The sequence below is a fragment of the Photobacterium kagoshimensis genome (assembly GCF_050337045.1).
GTDB classification, from domain to species: domain Bacteria; phylum Pseudomonadota; class Gammaproteobacteria; order Enterobacterales; family Vibrionaceae; genus Photobacterium; species Photobacterium kagoshimensis.
Genome location: NZ_JAKJSO010000012.1, coordinates 277,502 through 303,608 on the forward strand (window position 1 = coordinate 277,502; position 26,107 = coordinate 303,608).

The window sequence follows — 26,107 nt, forward strand, 5'->3', positions numbered from 1 at the left end:
TTAACGGCGCCATCTACGCAGCAACTTCAGCTTGTGCCACATGGGCTTTCAGGTATTCAGCTACCGCTTGCTGTTGCTCTTGCGATAGGTATAGGCCCAGTTTGCTCCGACGCCATAACGCATCTTCCGCAGTTTGGACAAATTCATGTGCAACCAAGTAATCCAACTCACACTCGGTTAGACCCTGACCAAATTCCGCTCCCATTTGATCTTTATTCGTCCTGCCTGCAACCAACTGTAACGCGCGTTCACCATAGTTGGTCAACCAGCGATCTATCGTGAAGTTATCCAACCAAGGACATTGCAGCATAAGTTGTTGCTGAGTATGGTCGCGGTTAAATTGGTCGCTCGCCCCCGGCAAGTAGGAATCGGCCGTCCATGATGGTGTCATCTGAGAGAAGAACGGCGAGAGGTGGTTCATGGCCGCCTCTGCCAATTTACGGTATGTCGTAAGCTTGCCACCAAAAATAGACAGCAGCGGTGCATTCTGCCCGTCTTGATCCAGTTCTAAAGTGTAATCACGGGTGATGGCTTGCGGCGAATCAGATTCATCATCACACAATGGTCGCACGCCACTGTAGGTCCACACCACATCGGCACGCTGCAGTGATTTTTTAAAATTGTTGTTGTAAACGTCCAGCAAATAGTTAATTTCGTTTTCATCGATTGCCACTTCACGCGGATCGCCTTGGTATTCAACATCCGTGGTGCCAATAATCGAGAAACGATCTAAGTACGGGATCACAAACACAATACGGTTATCTTCATTTTGCAGAATATAAGCCTGCGGCTGATCGTGCACCCGTGGCACCACGATATGTGAGCCTTTGATTAAGCGAATATTACGCGGTGAGGCTTGCGCTAGGCTGTGGTCAAAGAAGGCTTTTACCCAAGGGCCTGCAGCATTCACTAATGCATGTGAACGGCGCTCAAACGTTTGATTCGTTTGCGTATCAAGAATTGTCACCCGCCAAATATCGCCTTCGCGCACAGCTTTTTCAACGCGGCAACGGTTACGGACTTCGCCACCCTTTTCTGCGGTTTCCATCGCATTCAAAATAACCAATCGGGCATCATCGACCCAGCAGTCGGAATATTCAAAACCACGGGTGATTTCAGGTGCCAGTACCGAGTCAGTACCAAACTTAAGGCCTTCACTCGCTGGCAGCGTGGTACGCTTACCAAGGTGGTCATAAAGAAATAAGCCCGCACGGATCATCCATGCAGGGCGAAGGTGAGGACGATGAGGTAAACGAAAACGCATCGGGCGAGCAATATGCGGTGCTTTACGCAATAGCACTTCACGTTCAGCCAAGGCTTCGCCCACTAAACGAAACTCATAATGCTCTAAGTAACGTAACCCGCCATGAATTAACTTCGAACTCGCTGATGATGTAGCGGATGCAAAATCGCTGGCTTCATATAAACCGACTTTTAGGCCGCGACCCGCCGCATCGGCGGCAATTCCCGCCCCATTGATACCACCACCGACAACAATTACGTCGAGCACTTCATTGCGTTCTACTACCATGCGACCTACCTCACCTCTGACCAAGATTCTTCGTTAATCTCACAATCGAAACAAAACGAACATTAAAATGCTCGATTACGAACATAGTAGCGAACATATTGATCAAGATCATCACAAATTTTGCTGTTTATTCGTACACCATGATCATTAGCACAAAAAAAACGGGCTACCCAATAAAGGTAGCCCGTTCGTTTTCGAAAACAGAAAAGTTAAGCAATAATTTCTAAGTGAATTTCATGCTCAACAAGTCGTTTATTCAACTCTTGGGGTGGTTGCTGATCGGTAAACAGCATATCTATTTGGCTAATATCGCCTAAATTCACCATCGCATTACGACCGAATTTAGTGTGGTCGACCCCCAGCATCACGCAGCGACTATTTTCAATGATCGCCTGTTTGACACGGACTTCATGGTAATCAAAGTCCAGTAATGACCCATCCAAGTCGATACCACTGATACCCATAATCCCGAAATCTAATCGGAATTGAGAAATAAAATCGAGTGTGGCTTCACCTACGATACCACCATCTCGGTTACGTACTTCACCGCCTGCCAGAATCACGCGGAAATCATCTTTCCCCGTCAGAATACTCGCCACATTCAGGTTGTTTGTCACCACGCGCAGGTCATTGTGATCCAGCAAGGCACGGGCAACGGCTTCAGGTGTGGTGCCAATATCAATGAATAAGGTCGCACCATCGGGAATGTGGGATGCCATTGCTTGGGCAATGCGGTCTTTTTCAGCCAATTGCATCACTTTACGGGTGCTGTACGAGGTATTAACGGAACTCGAAGGGACAGTCGCGCCACCATGATGACGGCGAATTTTGTTGTCAGCCGCCATCTCATTTAAATCGCGACGGATCGTTTGTGGGCTGACGTTAAAGCGTTCGACTAAATCGTCGGTACTAACATAACCTTGTGTTTTCACAAGATCGATAATTTCTTGATGACGTTTGCTCTGCTTCACTGCTCACGCGGCTCCTGGTTACAACAAGGCTCCGCGAATACGGAGCCTTATCATATTACCTACAGCACTCTAAAGATGCCAATGATGGCGATCTCAATCATGCATTTTGTTCTGCTACATGGTGGTCATGCTCAATTTTTTTCTCACCCACCAATGCCAGTGTTAGGAAGAAAATAGAGAAACCACACGATGCTGTCAGTACAAGGAAGCCACCGTCCCAACCAAAGTGGTCAACGGTGTAACCTAAGATAGCATTTGCCGCTACAGCACCGCCAAGGTAACCAAAGAGGCCCGTCAGACCTGCTGCTGTACCTGCTGCTTTCTTCGGTGCTAGCTCTAGCGCGTACAGACCAATCAGCATAACTGGACCATAAATCAAGAAGCCGATTGCAACCAGTGCCATCATATCAACCGTTGGGTTGCCCGGAGGGTTAAACCAGTAAACCAATACCGCCACGGTCACAAGCGCCATGAACAAGATACCAGCTGGGGCACGACGGCCTTTGAAGAATTTATCTGACATCCAGCCACACAGTAGCGTACCAGGAATACCCGCCCACTCATAAAGGAAGTATGCCCAAGACGATTTATCTACCGTAAAGTGTTTCACTTCACTTAGGTAAACAGGCGCCCAGTCCAAAACACCGTAGCGGATCAAGTATACGAAGGCATTCGCGATAGCAATGAACCAAAGCAGTTTGTTATTGAAGACGTACTTGAAGAAAATTTCCTTCGCCGTCATCTCTTTTTCATGTGATTCATCATAGCTATCAGGGTAATCGTCTTTGTGCTCTTCGATAGAAGGCAAACCACACGATTGCGGGGTATCACGCATCACCAATAAACTGAATGCAGCAACCAATAGCGCAAAGAAAGCAGGCACATAGAAAGCTGAACGCCAGTCATCGTTAAACGCCCACAGACCCAGTAGGAACATAGGACCAATCAAGCCGCCACCCACGTTATGGGCAACGTTCCAAACTGACACTACCTCACCACGCTCTTTGCGCGACCACCAGTGCACCATGGTTCGTCCACAAGCAGGCCAGCCCATACCTTGGAACCAACCGTTAAGGAACAAGAGGATAAACATCGCAGCGATACTACCTGTCGCCCATGGCATAAAGCCAAAGCACAGCATCACCAGTGCGGACATCGTCAAACCTGCGGCTAAAAAGTAGCGAGGGTTTGAACGGTCAGACACATTCCCCATCAAAAATTTGGATAAACCGTAAGCAATCGATACAGCAGCTAAGGCAACACCTAGCTCACCGCGACTATAACCATATTCTTCAATTAGGAATGGCATTGCCAAACTGAAGTTTTTACGTACTAGGTAGTAACCGGCATAACCGAAGAAAATACCAGCAAACAATTGCCAACGAAGGCGCTTATAGACGGGATCAATTTGATCGCCGCCTAACCGCTCTATGTGAGCAGCAGGACGAAACAAGCCAAACATAAGATGTTCCTTATTTAATATTCTTATGGCGATGGTGTAGGTGACGCATAGGGATAGAGTGAGCGTTTAAAAAGTAAAAATGCTCAAATCGCGCAAATTATTGCGCGAACAAACAACAAAAACCGTGAAAACAATCATAAACGAAGATTAAGTTTGCACTTAACAGCAAATTACGGCTCTTTTTTACTCATAAGTTGATCACGCTTCATTATTCAACACGTTTGGTAACGATGTAGAAACACACAGTTCGATTATTTTTTTATCTATTTGAATAAAAAAGAAAAACGCAGTCATCACTGACTGCGTTTTATGCGAAATTTTAACACCTCTTTGTAGGCTAATCGCTACTAAGCATGGCTTGGTGCTCGTTTGGCATCAATAAAGCCCAATACGCACCCACTCAGTAAACCGAATAAATGGGCCATATTTGCAATAGACATACCAAAAGGTTCGGCAAACCCTATGACTAGCCATGCCAACATAAAGACCACATAAGGTTTGGGTAACACTAAACCACGTTCCGGCGCGAGCCAACCTAGCCACCAGATGTAGCCCATCAAGGCATACACCACGCCCGATAAGCCACCAAAATTAGGGCCATGTAGCCAAAACTGAGCAAAACCTGAAATGAGAGCAGAAAATAAGAAGACTTGGAGTAATTTACCACTGCCGCTATGTTGCTCTAGCTGCCCCCCTAAAATCCACCACCACAAACAGTTAAAAACAATATGCAGCGTAGAGAAATGGATCAGCGCATGGGAGAAATAGCGCCATAGCTGCCATTCGTCACCTTGCATGGTCGGAAAATGCGTCAGGGCAAAAATAGGCTGGCGGAAGCCTAAGAACCACAAGACATAAATGGTGATCACGACCACCATCACCGATAAGCTAAACGGACCTGCTTGGGTTGTGACCATCTTGAGTAAACTGGGGTTCTGATAATAGAACTTAGCAGTACGGCTTTCCGCCACATCCCATGATGCCGCGGCATAGCGCTTGGCATAAGGATCCGCAATAAACGCAGCCAGTTCAGCTTCCACTTCAACCAAATGCTGGCTATCAGCAAGCCACAAGGCAAATACCCCTTCAGGCTCTGATGCCATCTGTATGGTGATCCCACGGGAAGCCATATAATCAATAAAGGCTTGCCCTTGACGAGGATTAGGAAGTCCAACTAACCGATGCATTGCTCTTACTCCACTTTTTACTGCTCTTGGGCAGGATAACCTTCTCGGCGCCACGCTTCAAAGCCACCATCCATACTATACACCGCATCATACCCTTGATTAATGAGATATTGTGCCGCGCCTTGGCTGCTAATACCGTGGTAGCACATCACAATCACTGGCTGTTCAAAATCCACTTCATCCATCAGACGTACCATGGTGTCATTGGTGAGGTGAAAAGCGTTATGCGGGTGTGCTTGGCTATGTGATTGGGGATCACGAATATCCACCAGCACCGCTTGATCTTGTTGCAACATGCTATAAGCATCCTGCACTGAAATATGTTCAAACTGTTCCATTCACTTTCTCACTTTCTGTTGAATAGGGTCTGAATCAAAGATCCGACCGCTTTATTATTAGATCCATAATATGTGACGATCGTCCGTTTTGCGATCATTCCATGGTTACAGCAACGGCTTACCACCCTCGCCCGCTGTATCTTCTCCAGTTACTCACAGCCTCACACTGACAATATGGGCTTATCCACACCACACAAGTTGCGCATAAACCCAGCAATGACAAGGTGTTGATCGCGTACTGATAGAGCACTCACTGCAAAAGCGATCACAAAGCAACCAACTGTGGAAAAGTCTGTGAATTACGTTGATAATGTGGTTTGAAGATTTAGGATCCACTATATATAGATTGGATCCATCATAAGCTGTGGATAAGACGCCGAGTAATGCACAGAGCTACTCACAAATGTGAGGTAACTCCCAAATTTTAGGCGTAAAAAAGCCGGTATCATACCGGCTTCAATTTTATGATGATCAGCTATGCGTGTAAGATCCTAGAACAGGTCGCCTACTGCTGCTTTTAGCTTCTTCATCGCATTTTTTTCTAACTGACGAATACGCTCTGCAGAAACACTGTACTCATCGGCCAGTTCCTGCAAGGTTGTTTTCTCATCGTCTAACCAACGCGAACGCACAATATGTTGGCTTCGTTCATCGAGTGTGGCTAATGCATGCGATAAACGGTTATTAGCGTGCGACTCCCAATTATTCTCTTCATGGCTTAATGCCACATCAGACGCTTTGTCTTCTAGGAAATAAACGGGCGCTGTGTAGCCACTGTTACGATCGTCATCTTCAGCTGGCATTTCAAATGTTGGATCTTGCGCAGCTAAACGTGATTCCATCTCACGCACTTCAGAAGCTTCAACACCAAGCTGTTCAGCGACCATGTTGACTTCTGCATTGTTAAACCAGCCCAAACGCTTTTTCGCTTTGCGCAGATTAAAGAACAATTTACGTTGTGCTTTGGTGGTTGCCACTTTCACAATACGCCAGTTACGTAATACGTATTCGTGAATTTCAGCCTTAATCCAATGCACAGCAAATGAAACTAATCGAACCCCAACTTCTGGGTTGAAGCGTTTCACGGCTTTCATTAAACCTATATTGCCCTCTTGCACCAAATCCGCCATAGGTAAACCATAGCCAGAATAACCGCGTGCAATATGAACAACAAAACGCAGGTGCGACATGACGAGTGCTTTCGCTGAATCGATATCACCGTCGTAATGCAAACGTTCAGCAAGCTCACGTTCACGCTCAGCGGTCAGCATTGGGTAGCCGTTCACGGTCTGGATATAGCTATCCAAACTATCTGCGGAAACCAAAGCCATTGAAGACATCGCTTGTGCCATGTAAAAAACCTCGTGTGTTTTTTATACGAATGAAAAGTTACTTGAACCGCCTATAATGCCTAAAAAGACACCCTGGTTGCAAGCAAGCTGGGTAAACTACACCAATTATTGACAAAAAAATGTCAGACAGGTTCAATTTCTTTCAAATGACGCCCTGCCGATAGGTGCGCAGCCCCTAAGCCAAGAAACGCTGCCACCATCAATAATATAATGGTTTCATCCCAACTTAAGCCTACTAAACGATAGCTGCTTTCGTATAAACCTGCCAAAGTTGCCACTGCACTGTCGAGTAATATGGTCACAATCGCGGTAACAACCCATGCACTAATACCGCCAATCAGGCCGTACCAAACACCGGTATACAGGTAAGGCCGTAAGATATATTGATCGGTAGCCCCCACCAATTTCATCACTTGAATTTCGTCTTTTTGATTCAGTACTTGCAAACGTAAGGTGTTACCCACAATCAAGAAAACAGCAATTAGCATTAAACCAGACACAATCGTTGCTAAGGTAATCGCCAGTTGTTTAATTGCTGCAAGTCGTTGTAACCAATCACTGTCTAATCGCACTTCAGCAATCGCTGATTCAGTACGTAACTTCGCAGCAAGCGCGGTTGCTTGCGCACTACTTTGCCAGTTTTCAGTCGGACGGATCACCATCACCGCGGGTAATGGGTTCTCATCTAATAAGCTCAACGCCTGATCAAAGCCTGCATTCTGACGAAATTGCTGTAAGCCTTCATCAGGGGAGATGTACTCCACGCTTTCAATTTCAGGCCAGCCACGCAATTCGCCTGCCAGTCGGTTCGCCGTCGGCTCTGCCACGCCCTCTTCGATATAGAGGGTGAGTTGGGTTGGGCTTTCCCATGCTTGCGCCACTAGGGTGACATTTTTCGCCAACAAATAGAAAGTCGCGGGCAAGGTCAGGGCTAACGCCAGTACTGCAAGCGTTAACACATTGCCAAGCGGACGCTTAAATAAATCTTGTAAGGCCGCAACAGCTTGCTGTTTATGAATCGCAAAGAAACCATGTTTATTACGCGCCACGAGTCAGCTCCCTTAAACAACCTTGTTGCAAATCAAGTCGACGATAGTTTCGTGAATTTAGCAGCGATGTATCATGGGTTGCCATTAATACACTCACGCCAACTCGGTTAAATTCTTCAAATAAATCCATCACTTGCTGTGATAGCGCTGCATCGAGATTACCGGTTGGTTCATCAGCTAATAGCAGCATAGGTTTATTCACAACCGCACGAGCAATGCCGACGCGCTGTTGTTCACCGCCCGACAGTTGGAGCGGTAGGCAGCGGGCTTTATCCAACAAGCCCACTTTATCTAATGCGGCTGAAACACGACGTTTAATATCGGTTTCAGATGCTTGATTGATCCTTAACGGCAAGGCCACATTGTCGTAGACAGTACGATCAAGCAAGAGCTTATGATCTTGGAAAATCATACCAATGTTACGACGCAAAAACGGGATATCCTTGTTAGGTAGACGACTAATATCGTAGTCGTTAAAGAAGATCTTACCGTCATTTGGTCGCTCAATGGCGCAAATCAATTTCAGCAGGGTACTTTTACCAGCCCCTGAATGGCCTGTTAGGAATGCCATATCGCTCTTTTGCAGATGAAAATCTACTTTTTGTAAGGCAGGACTGCCGCCACCGCCACGATATACTTTACTTACCTGCTGAAATCGAATCACGAATTAACCCTCGTCACTAAATAGCGCTTCAATAAACTCATCGGCGGCAAATGGACGTAAATCATCAATGCCTTCACCAATACCAATGTAGCGGATTGGAATGTTAAATTGATCAGCAATGGCGAAAATCACCCCACCTTTTGCCGTACCATCAAGTTTTGACAATGTAATGCCCGATACCGGTGCTACATCACTAAACAGCTTCGCTTGGCTAATCGCATTTTGGCCAGTGCCCGCATCAACGGTTAGCATGATTTCATGCGGTGCTTCCGGATCCACTTTCTTCATTACGCGTACAATTTTGCGTAACTCTTCCATTAAGTGGCCTTTGTTCTGCAAACGACCAGCCGTATCCGCAATCACAACATCGACATTTTTCGCTTTGGCTGATTCAATCGCATCAAAAATCACCGACGCGCTATCCGCGCCAGTATGTTGGGCAACAACAGGGACGTTATTACGCTCACCCCACACTTGAAGTTGCTCTACCGCAGCCGCACGGAAAGTATCACCTGCCGCTAGCATGACAGACTTGCCTTCGCGCTCAAATTGCTTCGCCAGTTTACCGATTGTGGTGGTTTTACCCACACCGTTAACACCGACCATCAAAATAACAAACGGTTTTTTAGTGGTGTCGATCACTAGCGGTTGTTCCACTTTCGCCAACATCTCACTTAACTCTTCACGAAGTTGGCCGTAGAGCGCTTCACCGTCTTTCAAATCTTTACGGCTGGCACGATCGGTTAAGTTCTCAATGATTTTAACCGTGGTATCCATACCCACATCGGCAATCAGTAATTGCTCTTCCAGCTCTTCATAGAGCTCATCATCAATTTTCTTACCACTGAAAAGATCAAAAAAGCCAGAACCGAAGTTCATTTTAGTTTTCTTTAACCCGCGCATGAGACGCGCAAAAAAGCCCTCACTCTTTGGCTTTTCTTGCTCATGCACTTCAGCTTCAGCTGCTTTGGCTGCGGCCTGTGCTTCTGCTTCTTCCGTCGCTTTGGCTACGGCTTGCGCTTCTGCTTCTTCCGCCGCTTTGGCTACGGCTTGCGCTTCTGCTTCTTCTGCCGCTTTGGCTGCGGCCTGTGCTTCTGCTTCTTCCGCCGCTTTGGCTGCGGCCTGTGCTTCTGCTTCTTCCGCCGCTTTGGTTGCGGCCTGTGCTTCTTCCGCCGCTTTTACTGCAGCTTGCGCCTCAGTATCTGCCGCCGTTTGGGTATCCGTTTCTTGGTGCGCAGTTTCGTCTACAGCGGGTTGTTCAACATGTGATTCTGCTTTTTCTTCAGAACCAAATCCTAGCCACGAAAATAAACCGCGTTTCTTTTTTTCTGCCATTGGCAAATCCTACAGCTTGATTGGTACAATTATCATAATGTCAGCCTGTTGAGTTAAAACTTAACTCATGGCCATTTCGTTCATTTACCCCTGACTCGCAGTGAGAGATAAGCAAACGAAATAGTCATGGTGTTAATGTGGCTAATTTGCCACCGAAAAACAGGTGTATACTATCATTTTCTGAACGGTCGACGAAATTTATGACGAGACACAAGCAACAATCAGGGCGAAATCAACAAAATAACCGCCAAACAGGATTCGTCAGAATCATCAGCGGCCGCTGGCGTGGACGAAAACTTCCTGTTCATGATGTTGAAGGGCTGCGTCCAACGACTGATCGAGTCAAAGAAACGGTTTTTAACTGGTTGGCACAAGACTTATACCAAGCAAAATGTTTAGACCTTTTTGCAGGTAGTGGCGGCCTTGGGTTTGAAGCGCTCTCGCGTGGAGCTGACAGCCTGACATTATTAGAGCTAGACAGCAAAGCCGCCAACCAAATCAAACAAAACTTGGCGACGATTGGCGCTGACAATGCCACGCTACACAATACTGATGCGCTGAAATTTTTGGCTCAGCCAGGCACCCCGCACGATGTGGTGTTTATTGATCCCCCCTTTCGTAAGGATTTGATCGCGAGTGTGATTGAATTACTCGAAACCAATGGCTGGTTAACACCACAAGCCATGATTTATATCGAAACAGAAAAGGAACTGGGCGACTTACCGACTCCTGATCATTGGCATCTCCACCGTGAGAAAACCGCAGGTCAAGTCAGCTATCGCTTATTTGAAAGAGAGGAATAATGAAAACATTACTACTGCTGGCTAAAGTAGCAATTGGGTTTGTATGGCTAGTACTCGCCATTAACATTTTTCACCCGTTTCCAGGGGTAACGGCGATTGTGCTGTATATCATGACAGGCTTCTTATTCATGATGCATGGCGTGCAAGCACTGATGTTCATTGGTGCCTTTGGCGATAAAGTCCCGATGAGCAAATGGGAAAAGTGGTCGATTTTGTTTTTCGGCATTTTTGCTCTACTTGATATTCGTCGCAAGCACATGATGTAACCTCATCACTTACTGGCGCAAAATACCCAGATACAAAAAAGGCGGCTGATTAGCCGCCTTTTTTCTATTTATCGCCATTTAGCTGCAATTTTGCGTTACTTAACAGCTGTTAGCAGCTATTACACCCCAATCTGCAGGTATGAACGAATACCGTCTAAGAACATTTGGGTTGCCATCATGATCAATAACAAGCCCATCAAACGCTCGATAGCTTTTAAGCCTCGCTCACCTAAGATGCGGTTAAATACTTCATAGAACATCAAGACAATAAACGTCGCGCCCCAGGCTAATAGTACCGACAACGCCCAATCCCAAGTTCGGGTTGGATCTTGATTTGATAGTAATAGCAATGAGGCCAGCACCGACGGTCCAGCAATCATTGGAATGGCCATTGGCACTAGAAAAGGCTCTTCACCTGCCGCTAGCCCTGTGACACCGCCCGGTTGCGGGAAGATCATTCTAATGGCAATTAAGAACAGAATAATACCGCCTGAGATGCTCACGGTTTCCGTTGATACGTGCAAGAAAGCCAACATCTGTTTACCGCCAAATAAAAACAGCAGCAAAATAATCAACGCAAAACACAATTCCCGCACCATAATGAGACGTCGACGTTTCGGCTCAATATGCCGTAGGATCGACAACATTACTGGCAGATTACCCAGCGGATCCATGATTAAAAATAACATGACCGCCGCAGATATAATTTCCACAGGCAGACCTCAGTTGAGAGTAGTAAGTATGTATTAGTAGATATAGGCGTTGTCAGCCGGACGGCTGAAGAAAGCGCGGGAGGAGTATAACAAACGAACAATTAGGAGGCGATTAAAACCACCTCCATAAACGTATTTATTCTATTAATTTTTTAATGGCTACACATACGATCACGGTTAGCCATAATCTTGTCGCCATCTTGAATAACTTTGCGGCGATCAAGCAAGAAGGTTAGCAATGCATCAAAGGTTAGATCTTGAAGGCTACATGTATGGAAGCGAACTTCCTCACCATACTGGGTGACTACCGCTTGGCGTAGTGAGGCCAGCGTAAAGTCTGCACCGTCTTCAAGCAGCATATTAAGGACATTGTGGGCGTGAACAGATTCAGTCATGTGGGATTCTCAGTAATGATGATAACGAATAGCACCATTACAGCATATATTCAGGCTGCGATGTTGACCCAAAACAAATAAGTGCATTTAAAATACACCTTAATCAATTCTACTCTGTCTTGATCAATAGCAAAGGATCACAGCCGCACTGCCAGCACAGTTCAAATTGCGCTTCATTGATCTCATTACATTGTGCGCACTGCCATGCTTGGCCATTTTGGCTCTGTTCATAGCGTTGTAAAATCGAGCTCGCTTGGGGCATATCAGGCTCATCAACCCACAAACTCACCTCTACCACATCAGCAGGTAGTTCACCTGCCGCTGACGATAAGTTTTCGCCCGTCAGCTTCACCGCAATATGATCACTTTCCAGCAAACCTTTTAGACAGTGAGCTTCCAAGTTATTAGCGGCTCGATACGCAATCACCCAATGTACAGACATCTATCTACCTTTATCTTTCCGCAAATACACCCAGATAACCTAACTATAGCGGCATCATTAAAGCCGATCCCACAATCAAGGACTGCGCAAGGTAGTAACTTGTCATGATAGTCGCAGACGCACTGTGATAAGGGCCTTTAAAACGGTCAATGGCTAATATCGTATCAGACACCATGAATATCAAGGCACCACCAAACGCGAACATCCCCATTAGACTTTGACTGGTCAACCAAAACTCGCCAGCCGCCCAAGCCATCTGGGTGATCATGCCGATATACAAAGCCACAGGCAGAGTAAATCGCCCTAATGCAGGGAGTAATAATAAAAAAACAATGATGCCACCACCACAGAGCATAGCGGGTAACCACCACACCATACTGGCACTTAGCTGACTCCAAAACGCAATGGAATAAACAATATGGGCAGCAAGGAACCCCGCCAAGCCTTGAATAAAGCGATCACGCGGCAACATCAAGCAAATATCGCCAACCACAGAACACAACAAACCAACAAAAATCGCCTGTTGGTAAAAATGTGTCAGGCCGTGCTGCCATAGGGCAAGCATCAATAATCCAATGGTTAATGGTTTAAAAAGATAAAACTGCCACTTTGGCCCTTTGTAAGCCGCATTAATGTGCAGTAACGCTGAAAACGAAATGGTTAACCAAACCCACATAACATCACCATTTTTAATTAGTGCAGCACAGTGTAAAAAGCCAATAATGATTGTCTAGTCACTCATACCGATAACTAGACACCGCTTATAAAACCTAACTTTCCTTATTGCGGCGCATCACACCCAGATAGATTAGCCTGTTTGCAGCAAAATAACTTATGCAACTCACTCAACCCCTTATATAGCAAGCCACCACTCAGTAAAACCCGCTAAGCAAACGTTTATCTTTCACTGAATCAAGGAAAGGACAGAAAAAGAATACTCAACGGCCAAAAAAGCAGACTAAAAACCTTGAAAAGGCTTCACACACTTCAAAAACAACAAATAAAAATAACTCAAAAACAAACACTTGCGTTTGATTTGTTGATTGGGAACGGTTTATTTTAGCGTGAACTTAGATTAGATCCTGCATACAAAAAATAATGGGCCAGATATCATCGGAAAAGCACTTTAGTTGGCTGATTAATAGATAAATATCCTATTTACAAAAAGGATAGCCTTACGATTCTCTAGCTTTACATTACAACGATGCCATTAGAGTTACCGAGCCCTAAATTCATCAACAAAATACACACCGTAATAAATAGCATTAATCATGACGATAAAACGTACAATCCAAACAAATTAAAACACCCAATAATCAACAACTTAAAGCCAAGAACGGAAGTGTGACATCAATCACTCAAATTTTAACCACATCAAAAATCACACTTAAATAACCACCAAAAGCCCAATTCAACACTTTTAAATTGTGTTTTTTACGACAAATTGACATTCAGACTTGCCTAAAGCACAAAAACAATGCTATCTTTATTTACAACATATCTTTAGCAGCTAATTAAGGAGCCTACTCATGTTCACTTCCTCTCAAAAACAAGGGCTTATGATGATCGCAGTTGTTGCGGGCCTCATGACGCTGCCAATGCTTTACTAAGCAGATAAAAATTCCAAAAAAAAGGGCACCCAATGGGTGCCCTTTTTTCATGTCTAGACTGGTCAAATGAGAACTCAGCACTACTCGGCTACGGTGTCAGATTAATGTTGTGCCAATTTTCCGAATAAAACCATAATGCCAGTGCGGTAAAGCCCAGTACCATCAAGAGTGTTAATCCCCAAATGAAACGGCCACTTCGTGGTGTGAGTTCTTTTTCACATTGATGACAAGCACTAATAAAGCCTTTCTTATCATCAAGCTTATAACCTTCTTCATGAACGGTTTTGTTTCTTACCGAAGCAATGAAGCGTAGCTTGGGAATAATTTCATGAGGTAGTCGTTCTTCACAGCTAGTAATTAACTGATGTAAGCCCTTACCCTCCGCATGATAATGCTCACGCAGCAAGTGCTCGATACGCCGTGTCTTTGTCACGACCATTTCGATATTGGCCATAGGCTATCTCCCTTCTATCAATACAATCCCCATCAGTAGCCTAGATAATAAAAGCAGTAATGATGTGTTGCATGCCTTCCTTTACATTACTGGCTCGTTAACGCAATGCAATCTTTGTTTTACGTAAAGCCAAAAAAGTCCGCTAATGCTCACAATGCGCTGTGTATCCGGAGTGAAAACCCTAACGGGATCACGCTTTATCAGATCGACCGTAGCCTTTACACCTAAAATGACGGTCAATACAGACAGACACTGTTCAAGGAGCCCCCCATGCCATTTTGGATTCCACTTACCTTGCTAGCTGCTCTCGCTATGGCTATCTCTTATTTTCTTTATGCTTATCGTCGCCACAGCCTTGGCCTTGACGCTCCCGAGAAGACCGTCGCGGTTTGTGTGCTCGACAAACAAAGCAACCCGATCATAGGCGCACAGCCTGGAGAGGATAATGAAGAGTATTGGATTTATGTCGAGCCTCTTAATGGCGGGCCTAAGCGCGAGTTTATGGTCGGCATCCACTATTACCAGGCACTTACCCCGGGCGATCAGGGCACAATGACCTACCGTGGCCGACAGTTTTTACATTTTGCTTTGCAGCGAGATTAAACCTAGGGGCTGATTACGGAACGAGCCAAGCCGTCACTTTGTACTTTGCCAGTAAGTAGCTGCTCATAAGCGCAAGTCCACCACAGACCACGGTCCAAAACGGGATCATCACCAGCGGTGATCCCCAATACCAATCAAACGCCCGCACTGGCCACAAAAACAACGGATGCAATAAATACACCCCTAAACTATAACGGCTCACAAAAGCGATACTCTGCTGCGCTTTTCCTGTCAGCTTGTCACCATAATATTGGCAAAGCGAAAAAATCATCGCGGCAATCAAGGCGGTATTCACTGTCTTGTAAGATAGCCAACGGCCAACAGTGTATTCATCGACAGCAAAACTCATGCTGAGCACGCTATAGCTTGTCGCCACCAGCATAACGATACCCAGCCCAATCAACCAACGCCGCGCCGGCCATTGGTAGTGAAACAAACAATACCCCAGCAGTAAGTAACCGCTGTATAGCACCAACTGCTGGCTCCAAGGCCCGTCAATTTTAAACAGAAATAGGGTCGTGATAGTCAACCACAGCACCGTCATCGCAATAACTGCCGTGCGATCAGCGTGCTGAACCGCCCAACGAAAGAAGGGGATCACCAAATATAATGGGATGAAATAATAGAAGAAGCCCAGATGGTAGTAGGTTTCGTGAAATGGCAAATCAAGTAACGTTTGCCAGGCAAGCTCACTGTCAAATCCACTCAAGGTCACCCCAGATAGCCATGCATAAAACGCAGACCACACCAGAAAGGGCACCAATACTTTCCCTAGCCGTCTTTGAAGATAATAATCCAATGCGAAGTCACGCTTATCGCTCAGCATCAATGCCCCTGTGATCATAATGAAAACAGGCACTGCCCAGCGACTAATACTGTTAAATCCTATCGCTATAGCCCAATCGGTATTCGCGATACTGCCTAACTGATCGCGGTAAGGTCCAAGTACGTGAATCACCACCACGGCAATCGCCGCTACACAACGCAACAAGTCGAAGAAATAAATTTTTTGACGCAATGTGCACCCCACCCACCCTCGCTACTACCTATCTTTTGTAGCACAGCCAAGCGGGATCATTAACGACAACACCGCTCATTTTAAGCAAATTGACAGCATTTTAACTAAATACGGCAATTTGCATCGGTTAGCCAGACAATATCATGTAAAAAATATGTGACAAAACCATTCTTTTTCACTGGCTGTTTCCATCTCAAATAACCTTAACACCAATCCGCGACTGTGAAAGTCTTCGCATTAACTATCAATCAACCACTTAGTAAAGCATTAAAATGCAACACCACACACAACAACGAAGCGCATTTACGCTCGGTGCTTGCTTAAAAAAACAGCTGAACGCTCCAGCTTGTTAACAAAAAACCGACATTTATGCGACAGTTGAAACATTTTGAAATAGTTTCCTCTTGTTCATAGCATTAACAATAGCGTAACCTTTCGCACATAAAGATGTTCCCATTGATGGGATTAAAACCAAAAGGAAGAGGACTTACATGCATTCATCTGCTTCACAACAGGCCCCTAAAGCGCCTAAAAAGAATCTTTTTACCCGCTTTCTCGACACCGTTGAGTGGCTAGGTAACTTACTGCCTCACCCAATCACCCTTTTTGCTATGTTTTGTGTCGCTATTTTAGTGGCCTCTGGGATTGCTGGTTATTTCGAAGTTTCCGTTGTCGACCCTCGCCCTGAAGGCGCAGCGGGTCGTGCTGCTGACGGTATGATCCACGTTGTTAGCTTATTTAACGCCGAAGGCTTGCAGCTTATCGTGGCAAATCTTGTGAAAAACTTTACCGGCTTTGCACCTTTAGGCACGGTACTGGTGGCGATGCTGGGTGTGGCGATTGCTGAGCACTCTGGCTTACTATCATCTGCAATGCGTGGCTTAGTCATGGGCGCATCGCGCCGTATGGTAACCTTGGTAGTGGTATTTGCAGGTATCATCTCAAATACAGCCTCTGAGCTAGGTTATGTGGTACTGATCCCACTGGCGGCAATGCTGTTCCACTCACTAGGGCGTCACCCTCTGGCGGGTTTAGCGGCGGCGTTTGCTGGTGTCTCTGGTGGTTACAGCGCTAACTTACTCCTGGGTACGGTTGATCCTCTGCTTTCAGGTATTACTGAAACTGCGGCACAAATGATCGATCCTAACTATACCGTCGGTCCCGAAGTAAACTGGTACTTCATGTTTGCATCAACATTCGCTATTACCATCATGGGTGCGTTTGTGACTGAAAAAATCGTGGAACCAAAACTGGGTAAATACAACCCTGACGATGCCGCTGAAGACTTGTCTGGCGACAAGATGGGAAAACTGACCGACCTAGAGAAAAAAGGCCTTCGTTTAGCGGGTATCGCAGCTTTAGTGGTAGCGGGTTTGCTAGCACTGACCATTGTTCCTGCTGATGGCATTTTACGTCACCCAACCACAGGTTTAGTGGCAGGCTCCCCCTTCCTTAAAGGGATTGTTGCCTTTATCTTTGTGTTCTTCGCGGTGCCTGGCTTTGTTTACGGTAAAGTTGTTGGCACCATGAAGAGCGATCGCGATGTGATTGAGGCGATGTCTAAATCCATGTCATCGATGGGCATGTATATCGTATTGGTGTTCTTTGCCGCACAATTTGTGGCGTTCTTTAAGTGGACTAACTTCGGTCAGGTATTCGCCGTCGGTGGGGCCGACTTCCTGCAATCTATTGGTCTAACCGGTCCTGCGCTATTCTTCGCTTTCATTCTGATGTGTGGTTTCATCAACCTAATGATCGGTTCTGCATCGGCGCAATGGGCAGTAACTGCACCTATCTTCATCCCGATGTTGATGCTAGTTGGTTACGCACCAGAAACCATTCAAGCGGCTTACCGTATTGGTGATTCCGTTACCAATATCATCACGCCGATGATGAGCTACTTCGGGATGATCCTGGCTGTCGCCTCGCGTTACCAGAAGAATCTGGGACTAGGTACACTGATTTCAACCATGCTGCCTTACTCTATTGTATTTGTGATTGGTTGGAGCATCATGTTCTACGTGTGGGTATTTGTACTTGGTATTCCAGTTGGTCCTGGTGCAGCTACCTACTACAACGTGGGTGGCTAATGCCTCTGTCGCTAGCACCTAAGTGGATAGCGCCTAAGCGAATAGCAGGATAAATTCCGCCTTATCCTTAAGCCGTTCACTTTAATGAATACAAACGCCGAGCCTTGTTCGGCGTTTTTATTTTTAGCGCGGTTAACGTAATGACACCGCCACCAGCCCCCCACACACTAACATCGCCCCCACTACCCGTGGACGGTATGACGGCTCTTTCAATAGCCAAACCCCTAATCCAACCCCAATAGGAATACTTAACTGACGCAACGCCACGATATAGCTCACGTTATCCGTTAAGGTCATCGCCCACAGCACCAGCCCATACGTTCCCCCCATCATGATCCCAGTGAGCAAAGCAATGTGCCAATCTTGCCATACAGCTGCGAACGCTTTGCGCCCAGACTTAGATAAATTAAACACACTCAGCCAGCTGCCCGTTACCAAAAACTGGGCACCTAAATAAAACATTGCGATCAACCATGACGGTAAACCTGTTACCGCTAAGATCGCCAAGGCTGTGTTATCAAGCACTGAATAGCCCGCCGTACCTATCGCCGCAACCAGTGCCCACAAGCACCCTAACTGGGTATAGGCTCGCCAATGCCAGTGTCGAAAAGAGACTAAAGGCACCAATAAACACCCCGCCGTGACCACGACCATCCCCCACCACACCGATAGGGGTAGCGACTGACCAAGTAGCGCGGTTACCACCGCAACCATCAAGACAGGTAAGGCGCGAGCGATCGGATACACCACGCCAACATCCGCTTGCTGGTAGGCCAACGCCAAAGACGCCATATACACCATTTGGCAAAAACCACTGATCAGCAGTAACCACCAAAACGATGCTGGCAGCGATACGGGTAAAGTCAGGACATACCCCAACACAGGCAATAGCAAACTACCCGCACCGAGGCTGGCGAGGCAAAAAAAAGCCGGCGTCGGGGTACGCGACTTACCCAATAAATTCCAACTGGCATGAATGATGGCAGACACCACCACTAAGGCAAAAGCGAAGATAGACACAGTATTCCTTGTATGATCCCTCATCACACAGCCAGTTTGCTCTCACAGGCAGCATGAAAATGGTCTAATCCAAAAGGAAGAGTGTAAAGAAAAGTCGAACAAGATAATTTAGCGCGCAGCGGGTTTCACAAAAAATTCACCCTCATGGCTAGGCGCGATGAAGGTTTGAATACCAAGGTTTGCGCACTACAGCCGCCTCCCTGAGACAGCTATCCCCTGGTACTATTTGATATTGAGCATATTTTCAGACCATTGCGATGCCTGCTGGTAACTGCGGGTCACCAAAGTTTCGGCAATCCCCAGTTGTTCGCAATACTCACTCACTTGAAGCCAGTTCGCTTGATCGTACGCTTCTAGCAGTGCCAAGGTATGGCCTAAGCGTCCTTTATGATGCAAGAGGGCGGCTTCCACATCATCTTGCAGCGGTAACACTTTCACCAACTGATCGAGCGATGTATCCAACAAAGCATCCAACAACGAAAACATCCCCACCAAAAAGGCTTGGTGCGCTTGTTCACGGGTACCACTGCCCGCCGCCAAAGATTCGCACATCCGTGCCCGTTGCAGTGACATCAAATACAGTTCGCGGGGTTTATCTAGGGCAGCATGCGCGGTCGCAACCACGCCAACAAAAAGACGGATCTTATCTTCGCCTAAATACACCAAGGCTTGGCGAAATGAGCTGATCGGTTCAACAGTACGGTTAGAGGCCGCATTGACATAACGCAGTAATAAATACGACAAGGATACATCGCTGGTAATGATCTGCTCGATCCGCTTGAAATCAACGGGGTCACGGCAAATCTCTTGCAGTAATAATACGGTCGCCACTTTTTCAGGTTCAACTTGGCGATTTTTAAGCAGCTCAGGCTTACAAAAGTAGTACCCCTGAAAGAAATGAAAACCCGCAGCCAACGCCGTATCGTATTCCTGTTTGGTTTCAACTTTCTCGGCCAAAAATTTCAAACGTCGAGAGCCATATTGGCTCACAAACTCACACGCTTGTTCTATGCCAAGTTTCATCAAATCCAGCTTGATGATCCGCACATACGGTAAAAACCGTTGCCAGGCGGGTGACATCTCAAAATCATCTAACGCAATAATATAACCACGCTGATATAAGAGTTTTATCGCCGAAAAAAGCGCATCGTTGGGTTGGCAGGTTTCTAACACCTCGACCACGATTTCACGTTTAGGCAATAACAAGGGTAAGAGTTGCAGTAGGCTTTCTTGCGGGAAGTTAATAAAGGTGCGTTGCCCTGAGGTTGCTTTGTTATCGCCCACCGCCATGTAGTTTTCTACTAGCAGACGGCTAGTGGCTTTATTCGCTTCAATCGCTGGAAACGCATTACTCTCGCCATCACGAAACAGTAATTCATAGCCAACCGTACGCTGCTGTCGATTAAATATCGGCTGACGCGCAACATAAGAATACATGGCTTGAGCATTACTTGATTTCATGATGCACCAGAGTTAAAAGAAAGGTTCGTTTTAGGCACGAGCTGACGCCAACAATGCCCCACAACCGATAAACATCGAGCCGAAGACACGGTTAAGTGCACCCATAATACGCGCAGAGCGGATATAAGCCGATAGCCGTGATGCTAACGTGACATAACCCAACATGACGCACATATCGACCACCACCGTTGTTACACCCAATATCAATAATTGTGGCAACTGCGGCGCAGAAGGCTGGATAAATTGTGGGAATAATGCCACTAAAAACACAATACTCTTAGGATTGGTCAGATTCACCAGCACGGCTTGGCGGAATAAACGTTTACCCGAAACAGTGGCCCGCTGGGGGTTAATATCGAAAGCTGCACGCTCGCGCCACTTTTGCACCCCTAACACAATCAGGTAGACCACTCCAACCCACTTAATAACCGTAAATGCAGTGGCTGACTGGGACACTAAAGCACCAAGCCCCACCCCAACCAATACAATGTGGCAGGTTAATCCCACCTGCAAACCCATGATGGATGCCAGCGATTTACGAAAGCCGTAGACCATGCCATTACTGATAGAATTAACCGTTCCTGACCCTGGTGCAAAGCTGAAAACAATCGCGGTCGCCAGATAAGCTAACCAAATATCAATACTCACTATATACTCCTGTAATACGGCTCGCTTATACGCGTTCAGCAACCATCTAAGCTATCAATATTGCCGTTAGTTAACAGCAGAATAGATTTGAAAGCAACTAGCACCCTTTTATTCGCTGATCTTCAGTTTAGGTTATAATGACATCTAATTATTAAGCGACCATATCCGTCGTATACTTTAGAGGGTGTAATCCTTTTAGGCTGACAGCACCCAGTTAACTCAGTTTCCCTATCCCTCACTTTGAGAGCCAGAATGACAGCACAACCTCCACATTTTTATGATTTTTCACTCGAACCTCACTTTGCAAACACCATGCAAGGGCCCGTTGCTGATCTGTGGCAACAACGAGAAGAAGGCGAACTCAAAGGGGTTGACGATCTTAATATCGGTTGGATGAGTTTAACCAAGCCAAGCCATGACAAAGTCATTGTCATGATCAATGGTCGTGTCGAAAGTTACTGGAAATACCAAGAGCTGTTTTACGACCTATTCCAACAAGGCTATGACATTTTTGCCCTCGATCATCGCGGCCAAGGCGTGTCTGATCGCTTAGTCGACGATACCGAGCTAGGCCATGTCGAAGAGTTCTCGCACTACGTGACAGATTTTACCACCTTCATTGATACCGTGGTTGCCCCGCGCAACTACCAGCAACATTACATGCTGGCACACTCCATGGGTGGCACGGTAGGCACCCTGTTTTTAGAACAGCGCCCCGATTTTTTCGATAGTGCAGTATTAAGTGCCCCGATGCACGGCATCAACTTAACTCAATGGATGAAACCGATCGCTTCACCGTTTGCTCGTGTGGTTGAACAACTGCAAAGCCAACCTAACTATGCGCCAGGCCAAGTACCTTATTACCCTAAACCTTTCTTAGATAATAAACTGACCCAAAGTGAAGTCCGTTATCAGTGGTTTCGTGATCTCTATGAACACAAGCCAGAGCTGAAAATTGGCGGGCCTAGTGCGCGTTGGGTATGGCAAGGCATGGCGGCGGCAAAAAAATGTATTCAGAACGCCTATCAGATCAAAGTACCGGTTCTATTACTTCAAGGTAGCGATGACACCGTGGTGGATAACTCTGCCCATGCTATTTTCCAACGCGCGATGAAACAATCGGGGGGCGATTGTGAAATCAAAGTGATTCACGGTGCTCGCCATGAATTACTGTTCGAACAAGACAAATACCGTACCCCAGTATTAGCCGCGGCTTTTAACCATTTCAAAAAAGCGGAAACCGAGTCGCAATAAATTAGCCTCTTTTTCTTCCGCAAAAGTAGTTTAGAATCGATCCCACTCTCGTCAGCGCTTGTGCTGACGAGTCGCTCATAGTGGGAATGTTCATGTACAAGATTGTTGCTTCAGATCTCGATGGCACCTTATTAACACCGGATCACAAACTCGCCCCTTACACCAAAGACGTGTTAAAACGCCTTCATCATGAAGGGCGTGATTTTATTTTCGCAACCGGCCGCCATCACATTGATGTGGCAGGCATGCGTGAAGAATTAGGTATTCCGGCATACATGATCACCTCTAATGGCGCACGCGTACATAACTGCAAAGGTGAAGCGATTTTCAAGCAAGATGTCACCGCTGAAGTGGTGGCGGGAGTGATCGCGATGGCAAAAGCCGATCCTGAGCTAAAAATTCACATCTACCAAAACGATCAATGGTTACTGAATGCGGAAGATGAAAAACTGCGAGATTTTCACGACACTTTCACTTACCAACTATTCGATGTTGAGAACCCACCACTCGATGGGATCGCAAAAGTCTTCTTTACCCGTGATGATCAAGACCATGAAAAACTAGTGGCGTGGGAAGATAAATTCAACGCTGCATTTGGCGACAAAGCGAACATCGCGTTCTCAACGCCTTGGTGCTTAGAAGTGATGGATGCCAATGTCTCAAAAGGCCATGCACTTGAAGCGGTTGCCAAAGAAAAAGGCTTAACCTTGGCAGACTGTATTGCATTTGGCGACGGCATGAACGATGCCGAAATGCTGTCGATGGCAGGCAAAGGCTTAGTCATGGGCACAGCACACGAAAAAGTAAAACGTGCCCTGCCAAACAATGAAGTGATCGGCTCATGCGAACATGAAGCGGTTGCCCATTACTTGATTGAAAACGTGCTGTAATTCAATCAACACCGCCCAAGGAATAACGACTTTAGATGCTTGCACTAAAGTCGTTTTTGTTTCTCCCCAAACAAAGCCGTTTCATTGCAGCATTCGCGCACTGTGCTCTCGCCCTAAAACTGCCCTGTCATCTGCACTATTTCCGCCCACTCTGTCTCTGTCACCGGCATGATGCTCAAGCGATTGCCTCGCTTCACCAAAGGCATCTCAGCAAGGGCTTGATTAGCCTTCATCCGCTTTAACGATACCAGCCGTAAATGACGCTGGTAGGCAATATCAACCATTATCCAGCGCGGGTTATCTGGCGTCGACTTAGGGTCATGATAAGGGCTTTGTGGATCAAACTGGAAATGATCGGGGTACGCTTCTTTCACCACTGTTGCGATGCCCACCACCCCAACATCTTTACACGACGAATGGTAAATAAAGACCTCATCACCCAGTTTGATCGCATCGCGCATCATATTGCGGGCTTGATAATTACGAACGCCCTCCCAACATGAAACTTTTTGTTGCTTTAACGTGTCTATCGAGAAGGTGTCGGGTTCTGTTTTAAATAGCCATTTCGCCATGGAAGACCTCTTTGTTCGGGGTTCTTTGTTATCTGATGTTAGAGCAGGTAAGCTCATAACACCGAGGAGCATAACGCTCACCATACTATATTCCACCACGCTCGATGAAGAGGAAAATGATGAAGCTTTGGACTCCACTCACGCTACCACTGGCAACCTTAGCGCTGCTGGCGGGCTGTTCGATTCAACCCAGCACCACACCGAACTCACAATCTGGTGCTACGATAAACCCGACACCAGAGAACGCCGTTTCAACAGCAAATTCAGGCTCCAAAGTACAAGCCTTTATGATGCGTGGTATGGTGACTTGGGGTCATGAAAGTTACTCGATTCAGCCGTGTAACAGCCAAAAACAATACTGGGTGGTGTTCCCTCCGAGCGATCACAATAAAATCCGAGAGATTGCGCCATACAATTATGAACCTATGTATGCGGAAGTGATCGGCGTGCTTGAACCCGCCCCTGATGATGGCTTTGCTGCCGATTACGATGGCCGCTTTATGGTAAAGCAAACCAATTTATTGTCAGCGGAAATGCTAGGTGGGTGTCAAATGGGCGCTCACTACACCAACGCCTTTGGCATGGAACCTAGCTGGGATGTTAAGATTCAAAAAGATGCGGTTATCTTCTCGCAAATGGGCATGAACAATCAGCAACAAGCCATCACACAACGCCAATCCACGTCGGGTAAACAAGTCTACCAAGGCAAAGACTTCCGCTTAACCCTCACTAAGGGTCATTGTAGCGACACCATGAGTGACTCGCTCTACGGCTGGCAGTCAAACCTTACTTGGCAAGGGAAAACCTTTAAAGGCTGCGCCACAATAGGGGCGACCGATGTGACCGCAAATTGGGTTGGCCAATACAAAAGCGCCGCCGATGCCACCAACACTCCAGGCTTGACCACCTCGCTCACCCTACTGCCCGATCACTCGGCGATAACTCGCTATGAATACGACAGCAACGAACCCGCGTTAGAAGAACAAGGTTTATGGCAGCAAGTGAGCGAAGACAGCGTCAAAGTAATGATGACCTCACACCAAGGGCGCCGCCTGCTAAGTGAACGTATTTATACAATAGAAGAAACCGCAAAAGGGAAACGTTTAATTGCCCACGATGAAATTATCAATGGTCATGAATACAGCCTTGGTGAAGGGGGCTTACAGCTACAACGTCAACCCTAGCCGAGTCATAACTAAATCACTATCCATTGGCTGTCGTTGCCATCTTGCAGCGACAGCATGATTGCCGCACAATCCTCTTTCTGTTCACCCCTGACTCTCGGGAATTCGCGCATGTCTTGCCCACGCTGTGGCTTCACCCATAACTGTATTTGCTCGCACGAGCCCAAGTTAACCAGCTCTGCCCATTTTGTGTTGCTGACTCATCCCAATGAATGCCATAAAAGCACCAACACGGGCGAACTCATGATGCGCACCTTACCCCATTGTGAGCGGGTTATTTGGGATCGCATTAATTCACCGACAGCGCTAATTGAAAAACTTGCCAACCCAGCTTATCAACCTTGGTTGCTCTTCCCTGCTGACGATGCCCATCCCGCCACCCCTTTTACTGCAAATTCAACGCCATCAGCACCCGCAACGGCAGTTGCAACGACAACCACGCCACTATTTGTATTGCTTGATGCCACCTGGCAAGAAGCACGTAAAATGGTACGAAAAAGCCCCTGGCTCGCCAATCTGCCGCGCCTGAGCTTAACACCAACCGCCCTGTCTCAATATCAGCTCCGTCGCAATCAACAAGCGGGGAATCTTTGTACCTGCGAAACAGGCATTGCCTTGCTGTCACTCTTAAATGAGCCCCAGCAAGCCGAACAACTTCAGCGCTATTTCACTGCATTTTCTGACGTTTTTCATGCTGATCGCAGCGGACATAGCCATCGGTAGTATCAAGACCCACACCAAGATTACGCCTTCATCAGAACTGTGATCGTGTTAACTTGCGCCTTAGCTATTATC

General features: G+C 46.6%; 27 protein-coding genes. 8 read left to right on the forward strand and 19 right to left on the reverse strand.

Annotated features, from left to right (window positions below):
• Positions 1–13: 13 nt before the first annotated feature.
• The 9 genes from glpD to ftsY all read right to left on the reverse strand — a co-directional run bounded on the left by glpD (position 14) and on the right by ftsY (position 9,889).
• On the reverse strand, positions 14–1,531 hold the full coding sequence (glpD, locus tag L4C35_RS10700; RefSeq protein ID WP_428462848.1) for a glycerol-3-phosphate dehydrogenase: 1,518 nt from the start codon (positions 1,529–1,531) through the stop codon (positions 14–16).
• Positions 1,532–1,740: 209 nt separating this feature from the next.
• Positions 1,741–2,502: a DeoR/GlpR family transcriptional regulator gene (locus L4C35_RS10705; protein ID WP_428462849.1), complete on the reverse strand. Its 762-nt coding sequence runs from the start codon at positions 2,500–2,502 to the stop codon at positions 1,741–1,743.
• A 97-nt stretch (positions 2,503–2,599) separates the two neighbouring features.
• Positions 2,600–3,964, reverse strand: coding sequence for a glycerol-3-phosphate transporter (gene glpT, locus L4C35_RS10710; RefSeq protein ID WP_428462850.1), 1,365 nt, complete (start codon positions 3,962–3,964; stop codon positions 2,600–2,602).
• A gap of 347 nt (positions 3,965–4,311) precedes the next feature.
• The gene (gene glpG, locus L4C35_RS10715) at positions 4,312–5,151 is read right to left on the reverse strand and encodes a rhomboid family intramembrane serine protease GlpG (protein WP_428462851.1); all 840 of its coding nucleotides are present in this window, start codon (positions 5,149–5,151) and stop codon (positions 4,312–4,314) included.
• A 17-nt stretch (positions 5,152–5,168) separates the two neighbouring features.
• Positions 5,169–5,489, reverse strand: a complete 321-nt coding sequence (glpE, locus tag L4C35_RS10720) for a thiosulfate sulfurtransferase GlpE (protein WP_428462852.1) — start codon at positions 5,487–5,489, stop codon at positions 5,169–5,171.
• Between the two features lie 491 nt (positions 5,490–5,980).
• Entirely contained in the window at positions 5,981–6,841 is an 861-nt protein-coding gene (gene rpoH, locus L4C35_RS10725) for an RNA polymerase sigma factor RpoH (protein ID WP_048898779.1), read from the reverse strand.
• A 122-nt stretch (positions 6,842–6,963) separates the two neighbouring features.
• Positions 6,964–7,890 carry a permease-like cell division protein FtsX gene (ftsX, locus tag L4C35_RS10730; RefSeq protein WP_428462853.1) on the reverse strand — a complete coding sequence of 309 codons (927 nt, stop codon included), beginning with the start codon at positions 7,888–7,890 and terminating at the stop codon, positions 6,964–6,966.
• Positions 7,880–8,554, reverse strand: a complete 675-nt coding sequence (gene ftsE, locus L4C35_RS10735; RefSeq protein ID WP_428462854.1) for a cell division ATP-binding protein FtsE — start codon at positions 8,552–8,554, stop codon at positions 7,880–7,882. Before ftsE ends, ftsX begins: the two co-directional genes overlap by 11 nt.
• Before the next feature lie 3 nt (positions 8,555–8,557).
• Positions 8,558–9,889: a signal recognition particle-docking protein FtsY gene (ftsY, locus tag L4C35_RS10740; protein WP_428462855.1), complete on the reverse strand. Its 1,332-nt coding sequence runs from the start codon at positions 9,887–9,889 to the stop codon at positions 8,558–8,560.
• 200 nt (positions 9,890–10,089) lie between these two features.
• Here ftsY and rsmD point away from each other — a divergent pair, with 200 nt between their 5' ends.
• Both rsmD and L4C35_RS10750 read left to right on the forward strand, forming a co-directional pair.
• A complete protein-coding gene (rsmD, locus tag L4C35_RS10745; RefSeq protein WP_428462856.1) occupies positions 10,090–10,692 on the forward strand; it encodes a 16S rRNA (guanine(966)-N(2))-methyltransferase RsmD in 603 nt (200 codons plus the stop codon).
• Entirely contained in the window at positions 10,692–10,958 is a 267-nt protein-coding gene (locus L4C35_RS10750) for a DUF1145 domain-containing protein (RefSeq protein WP_428462857.1), read from the forward strand. The genes rsmD and L4C35_RS10750 overlap by 1 nt, the downstream gene beginning before the upstream one ends.
• A 119-nt stretch (positions 10,959–11,077) precedes the next feature.
• Here L4C35_RS10750 and L4C35_RS10755 read toward each other — a convergent pair whose 3' ends face one another.
• The 5 genes from L4C35_RS10755 to L4C35_RS10775 all read right to left on the reverse strand — a co-directional run bounded on the left by L4C35_RS10755 (position 11,078) and on the right by L4C35_RS10775 (position 14,572).
• Positions 11,078–11,671 carry a YhgN family NAAT transporter gene (locus tag L4C35_RS10755; RefSeq protein WP_048900466.1) on the reverse strand — a complete coding sequence of 198 codons (594 nt, stop codon included), beginning with the start codon at positions 11,669–11,671 and terminating at the stop codon, positions 11,078–11,080.
• A 152-nt stretch (positions 11,672–11,823) separates the two neighbouring features.
• On the reverse strand, positions 11,824–12,066 hold the full coding sequence (locus L4C35_RS10760; protein WP_428462858.1) for a YecH family metal-binding protein: 243 nt from the start codon (positions 12,064–12,066) through the stop codon (positions 11,824–11,826).
• 109 nt (positions 12,067–12,175) lie between these two features.
• Positions 12,176–12,508 carry a putative signal transducing protein gene (locus L4C35_RS10765; protein WP_428462859.1) on the reverse strand — a complete coding sequence of 111 codons (333 nt, stop codon included), beginning with the start codon at positions 12,506–12,508 and terminating at the stop codon, positions 12,176–12,178.
• 43 nt (positions 12,509–12,551) lie between these two features.
• On the reverse strand, positions 12,552–13,184 hold the full coding sequence (locus tag L4C35_RS10770; RefSeq protein ID WP_428462860.1) for a lysoplasmalogenase: 633 nt from the start codon (positions 13,182–13,184) through the stop codon (positions 12,552–12,554).
• A 1,022-nt stretch (positions 13,185–14,206) separates the two neighbouring features.
• Positions 14,207–14,572 (reverse strand): DUF4145 domain-containing protein, encoded by a 366-nt coding sequence (locus L4C35_RS10775; protein ID WP_303558259.1) that lies wholly within the window; start codon positions 14,570–14,572, stop codon positions 14,207–14,209.
• Positions 14,573–14,842: 270 nt separating this feature from the next.
• Between L4C35_RS10775 and L4C35_RS10780 the strand changes: the two genes are divergently transcribed.
• Positions 14,843–15,175 carry a DUF2500 domain-containing protein gene (locus L4C35_RS10780; protein WP_428462861.1) on the forward strand — a complete coding sequence of 111 codons (333 nt, stop codon included), beginning with the start codon at positions 14,843–14,845 and terminating at the stop codon, positions 15,173–15,175.
• Positions 15,176–15,188: 13 nt separating this feature from the next.
• Here L4C35_RS10780 and L4C35_RS10785 read toward each other — a convergent pair whose 3' ends face one another.
• The gene (locus L4C35_RS10785) at positions 15,189–16,193 is read right to left on the reverse strand and encodes an acyltransferase (protein WP_428462862.1); all 1,005 of its coding nucleotides are present in this window, start codon (positions 16,191–16,193) and stop codon (positions 15,189–15,191) included.
• 491 nt (positions 16,194–16,684) lie between these two features.
• Here L4C35_RS10785 and L4C35_RS10790 point away from each other — a divergent pair, with 491 nt between their 5' ends.
• Positions 16,685–18,283: an AbgT family transporter gene (locus tag L4C35_RS10790; protein WP_428462863.1), complete on the forward strand. Its 1,599-nt coding sequence runs from the start codon at positions 16,685–16,687 to the stop codon at positions 18,281–18,283.
• Positions 18,284–18,415: 132 nt separating this feature from the next.
• On the opposite strand, the gene L4C35_RS10795 is transcribed toward L4C35_RS10790, so the two are convergent.
• From L4C35_RS10795 to rhtB, 3 genes are all read right to left on the reverse strand, one after another.
• The gene (locus L4C35_RS10795; RefSeq protein WP_428462864.1) at positions 18,416–19,303 is read right to left on the reverse strand and encodes an EamA family transporter; all 888 of its coding nucleotides are present in this window, start codon (positions 19,301–19,303) and stop codon (positions 18,416–18,418) included.
• Between the two features lie 222 nt (positions 19,304–19,525).
• The gene (locus L4C35_RS10800) at positions 19,526–20,740 is read right to left on the reverse strand and encodes an EAL and HDOD domain-containing protein (protein WP_428462902.1); all 1,215 of its coding nucleotides are present in this window, start codon (positions 20,738–20,740) and stop codon (positions 19,526–19,528) included.
• A 54-nt stretch (positions 20,741–20,794) separates the two neighbouring features.
• Positions 20,795–21,412: a homoserine/homoserine lactone efflux protein gene (rhtB, locus tag L4C35_RS10805; protein ID WP_428462865.1), complete on the reverse strand. Its 618-nt coding sequence runs from the start codon at positions 21,410–21,412 to the stop codon at positions 20,795–20,797.
• Between the two features lie 252 nt (positions 21,413–21,664).
• On the opposite strand from rhtB, the gene L4C35_RS10810 reads away from it, so the two are divergent.
• Entirely contained in the window at positions 21,665–22,666 is a 1,002-nt protein-coding gene (locus L4C35_RS10810; protein WP_428462866.1) for an alpha/beta fold hydrolase, read from the forward strand.
• 92 nt (positions 22,667–22,758) lie between these two features.
• Positions 22,759–23,556 carry a Cof-type HAD-IIB family hydrolase gene (locus L4C35_RS10815; protein ID WP_428462867.1) on the forward strand — a complete coding sequence of 266 codons (798 nt, stop codon included), beginning with the start codon at positions 22,759–22,761 and terminating at the stop codon, positions 23,554–23,556.
• A 113-nt stretch (positions 23,557–23,669) separates the two neighbouring features.
• Here the strand turns inward: L4C35_RS10815 and L4C35_RS10820 are convergent, their stop codons facing one another.
• Positions 23,670–24,128 carry an EVE domain-containing protein gene (locus L4C35_RS10820; RefSeq protein ID WP_428462868.1) on the reverse strand — a complete coding sequence of 153 codons (459 nt, stop codon included), beginning with the start codon at positions 24,126–24,128 and terminating at the stop codon, positions 23,670–23,672.
• Positions 24,129–24,244: 116 nt separating this feature from the next.
• Between L4C35_RS10820 and L4C35_RS10825 the strand changes: the two genes are divergently transcribed.
• Both L4C35_RS10825 and L4C35_RS10830 read left to right on the forward strand, forming a co-directional pair.
• A complete protein-coding gene (locus L4C35_RS10825; RefSeq protein ID WP_428462869.1) occupies positions 24,245–25,312 on the forward strand; it encodes a COG3650 family protein in 1,068 nt (355 codons plus the stop codon).
• 111 nt (positions 25,313–25,423) lie between these two features.
• On the forward strand, positions 25,424–26,035 hold the full coding sequence (locus L4C35_RS10830) for a tRNA-uridine aminocarboxypropyltransferase (protein ID WP_428462870.1): 612 nt from the start codon (positions 25,424–25,426) through the stop codon (positions 26,033–26,035).
• Positions 26,036–26,107: the final 72 nt, after the last annotated feature.

Excerpts from the sequence above, each read along its gene's own strand:
- glpD (WP_428462848.1), bottom strand. The coding sequence starts at position 1,531 with ATGGTAGTAGAACGCAATGAAGTGCTCGACGTAATTGTTGTCGGTGGT.
- glpT (WP_428462850.1), bottom strand. The coding sequence starts at position 3,964 with ATGTTTGGCTTGTTTCGTCCTGCTGCTCACATAGAGCGGTTAGGCGGC.
- glpG (WP_428462851.1), bottom strand. The coding sequence starts at position 5,151 with ATGCATCGGTTAGTTGGACTTCCTAATCCTCGTCAAGGGCAAGCCTTT.
- glpE (WP_428462852.1), bottom strand. The coding sequence starts at position 5,489 with ATGGAACAGTTTGAACATATTTCAGTGCAGGATGCTTATAGCATGTTG.
- rpoH (WP_048898779.1), bottom strand. The coding sequence starts at position 6,841 with ATGGCACAAGCGATGTCTTCAATGGCTTTGGTTTCCGCAGATAGTTTG.
- ftsY (WP_428462855.1), bottom strand. The coding sequence starts at position 9,889 with ATGGCAGAAAAAAAGAAACGCGGTTTATTTTCGTGGCTAGGATTTGGT.
- rsmD (WP_428462856.1), top strand. The coding sequence starts at position 10,090 with ATGACGAGACACAAGCAACAATCAGGGCGAAATCAACAAAATAACCGC.
- L4C35_RS10750 (WP_428462857.1), top strand. The coding sequence starts at position 10,692 with ATGAAAACATTACTACTGCTGGCTAAAGTAGCAATTGGGTTTGTATGG.
- L4C35_RS10760 (WP_428462858.1), bottom strand. The coding sequence starts at position 12,066 with ATGACTGAATCTGTTCACGCCCACAATGTCCTTAATATGCTGCTTGAA.
- L4C35_RS10765 (WP_428462859.1), bottom strand. The coding sequence starts at position 12,508 with ATGTCTGTACATTGGGTGATTGCGTATCGAGCCGCTAATAACTTGGAA.
- L4C35_RS10770 (WP_428462860.1), bottom strand. The coding sequence starts at position 13,184 with ATGTGGGTTTGGTTAACCATTTCGTTTTCAGCGTTACTGCACATTAAT.
- L4C35_RS10775 (WP_303558259.1), bottom strand. The coding sequence starts at position 14,572 with ATGGCCAATATCGAAATGGTCGTGACAAAGACACGGCGTATCGAGCAC.
- L4C35_RS10780 (WP_428462861.1), top strand. The coding sequence starts at position 14,843 with ATGCCATTTTGGATTCCACTTACCTTGCTAGCTGCTCTCGCTATGGCT.
- L4C35_RS10790 (WP_428462863.1), top strand. The coding sequence starts at position 16,685 with ATGCATTCATCTGCTTCACAACAGGCCCCTAAAGCGCCTAAAAAGAAT.
- L4C35_RS10800 (WP_428462902.1), bottom strand. The coding sequence starts at position 20,740 with ATGTATTCTTATGTTGCGCGTCAGCCGATATTTAATCGACAGCAGCGT.
- L4C35_RS10810 (WP_428462866.1), top strand. The coding sequence starts at position 21,665 with ATGACAGCACAACCTCCACATTTTTATGATTTTTCACTCGAACCTCAC.
- L4C35_RS10815 (WP_428462867.1), top strand. The coding sequence starts at position 22,759 with ATGTACAAGATTGTTGCTTCAGATCTCGATGGCACCTTATTAACACCG.
- L4C35_RS10820 (WP_428462868.1), bottom strand. The coding sequence starts at position 24,128 with ATGGCGAAATGGCTATTTAAAACAGAACCCGACACCTTCTCGATAGAC.
- L4C35_RS10825 (WP_428462869.1), top strand. The coding sequence starts at position 24,245 with ATGATGAAGCTTTGGACTCCACTCACGCTACCACTGGCAACCTTAGCG.
- L4C35_RS10830 (WP_428462870.1), top strand. The coding sequence starts at position 25,424 with ATGTCTTGCCCACGCTGTGGCTTCACCCATAACTGTATTTGCTCGCAC.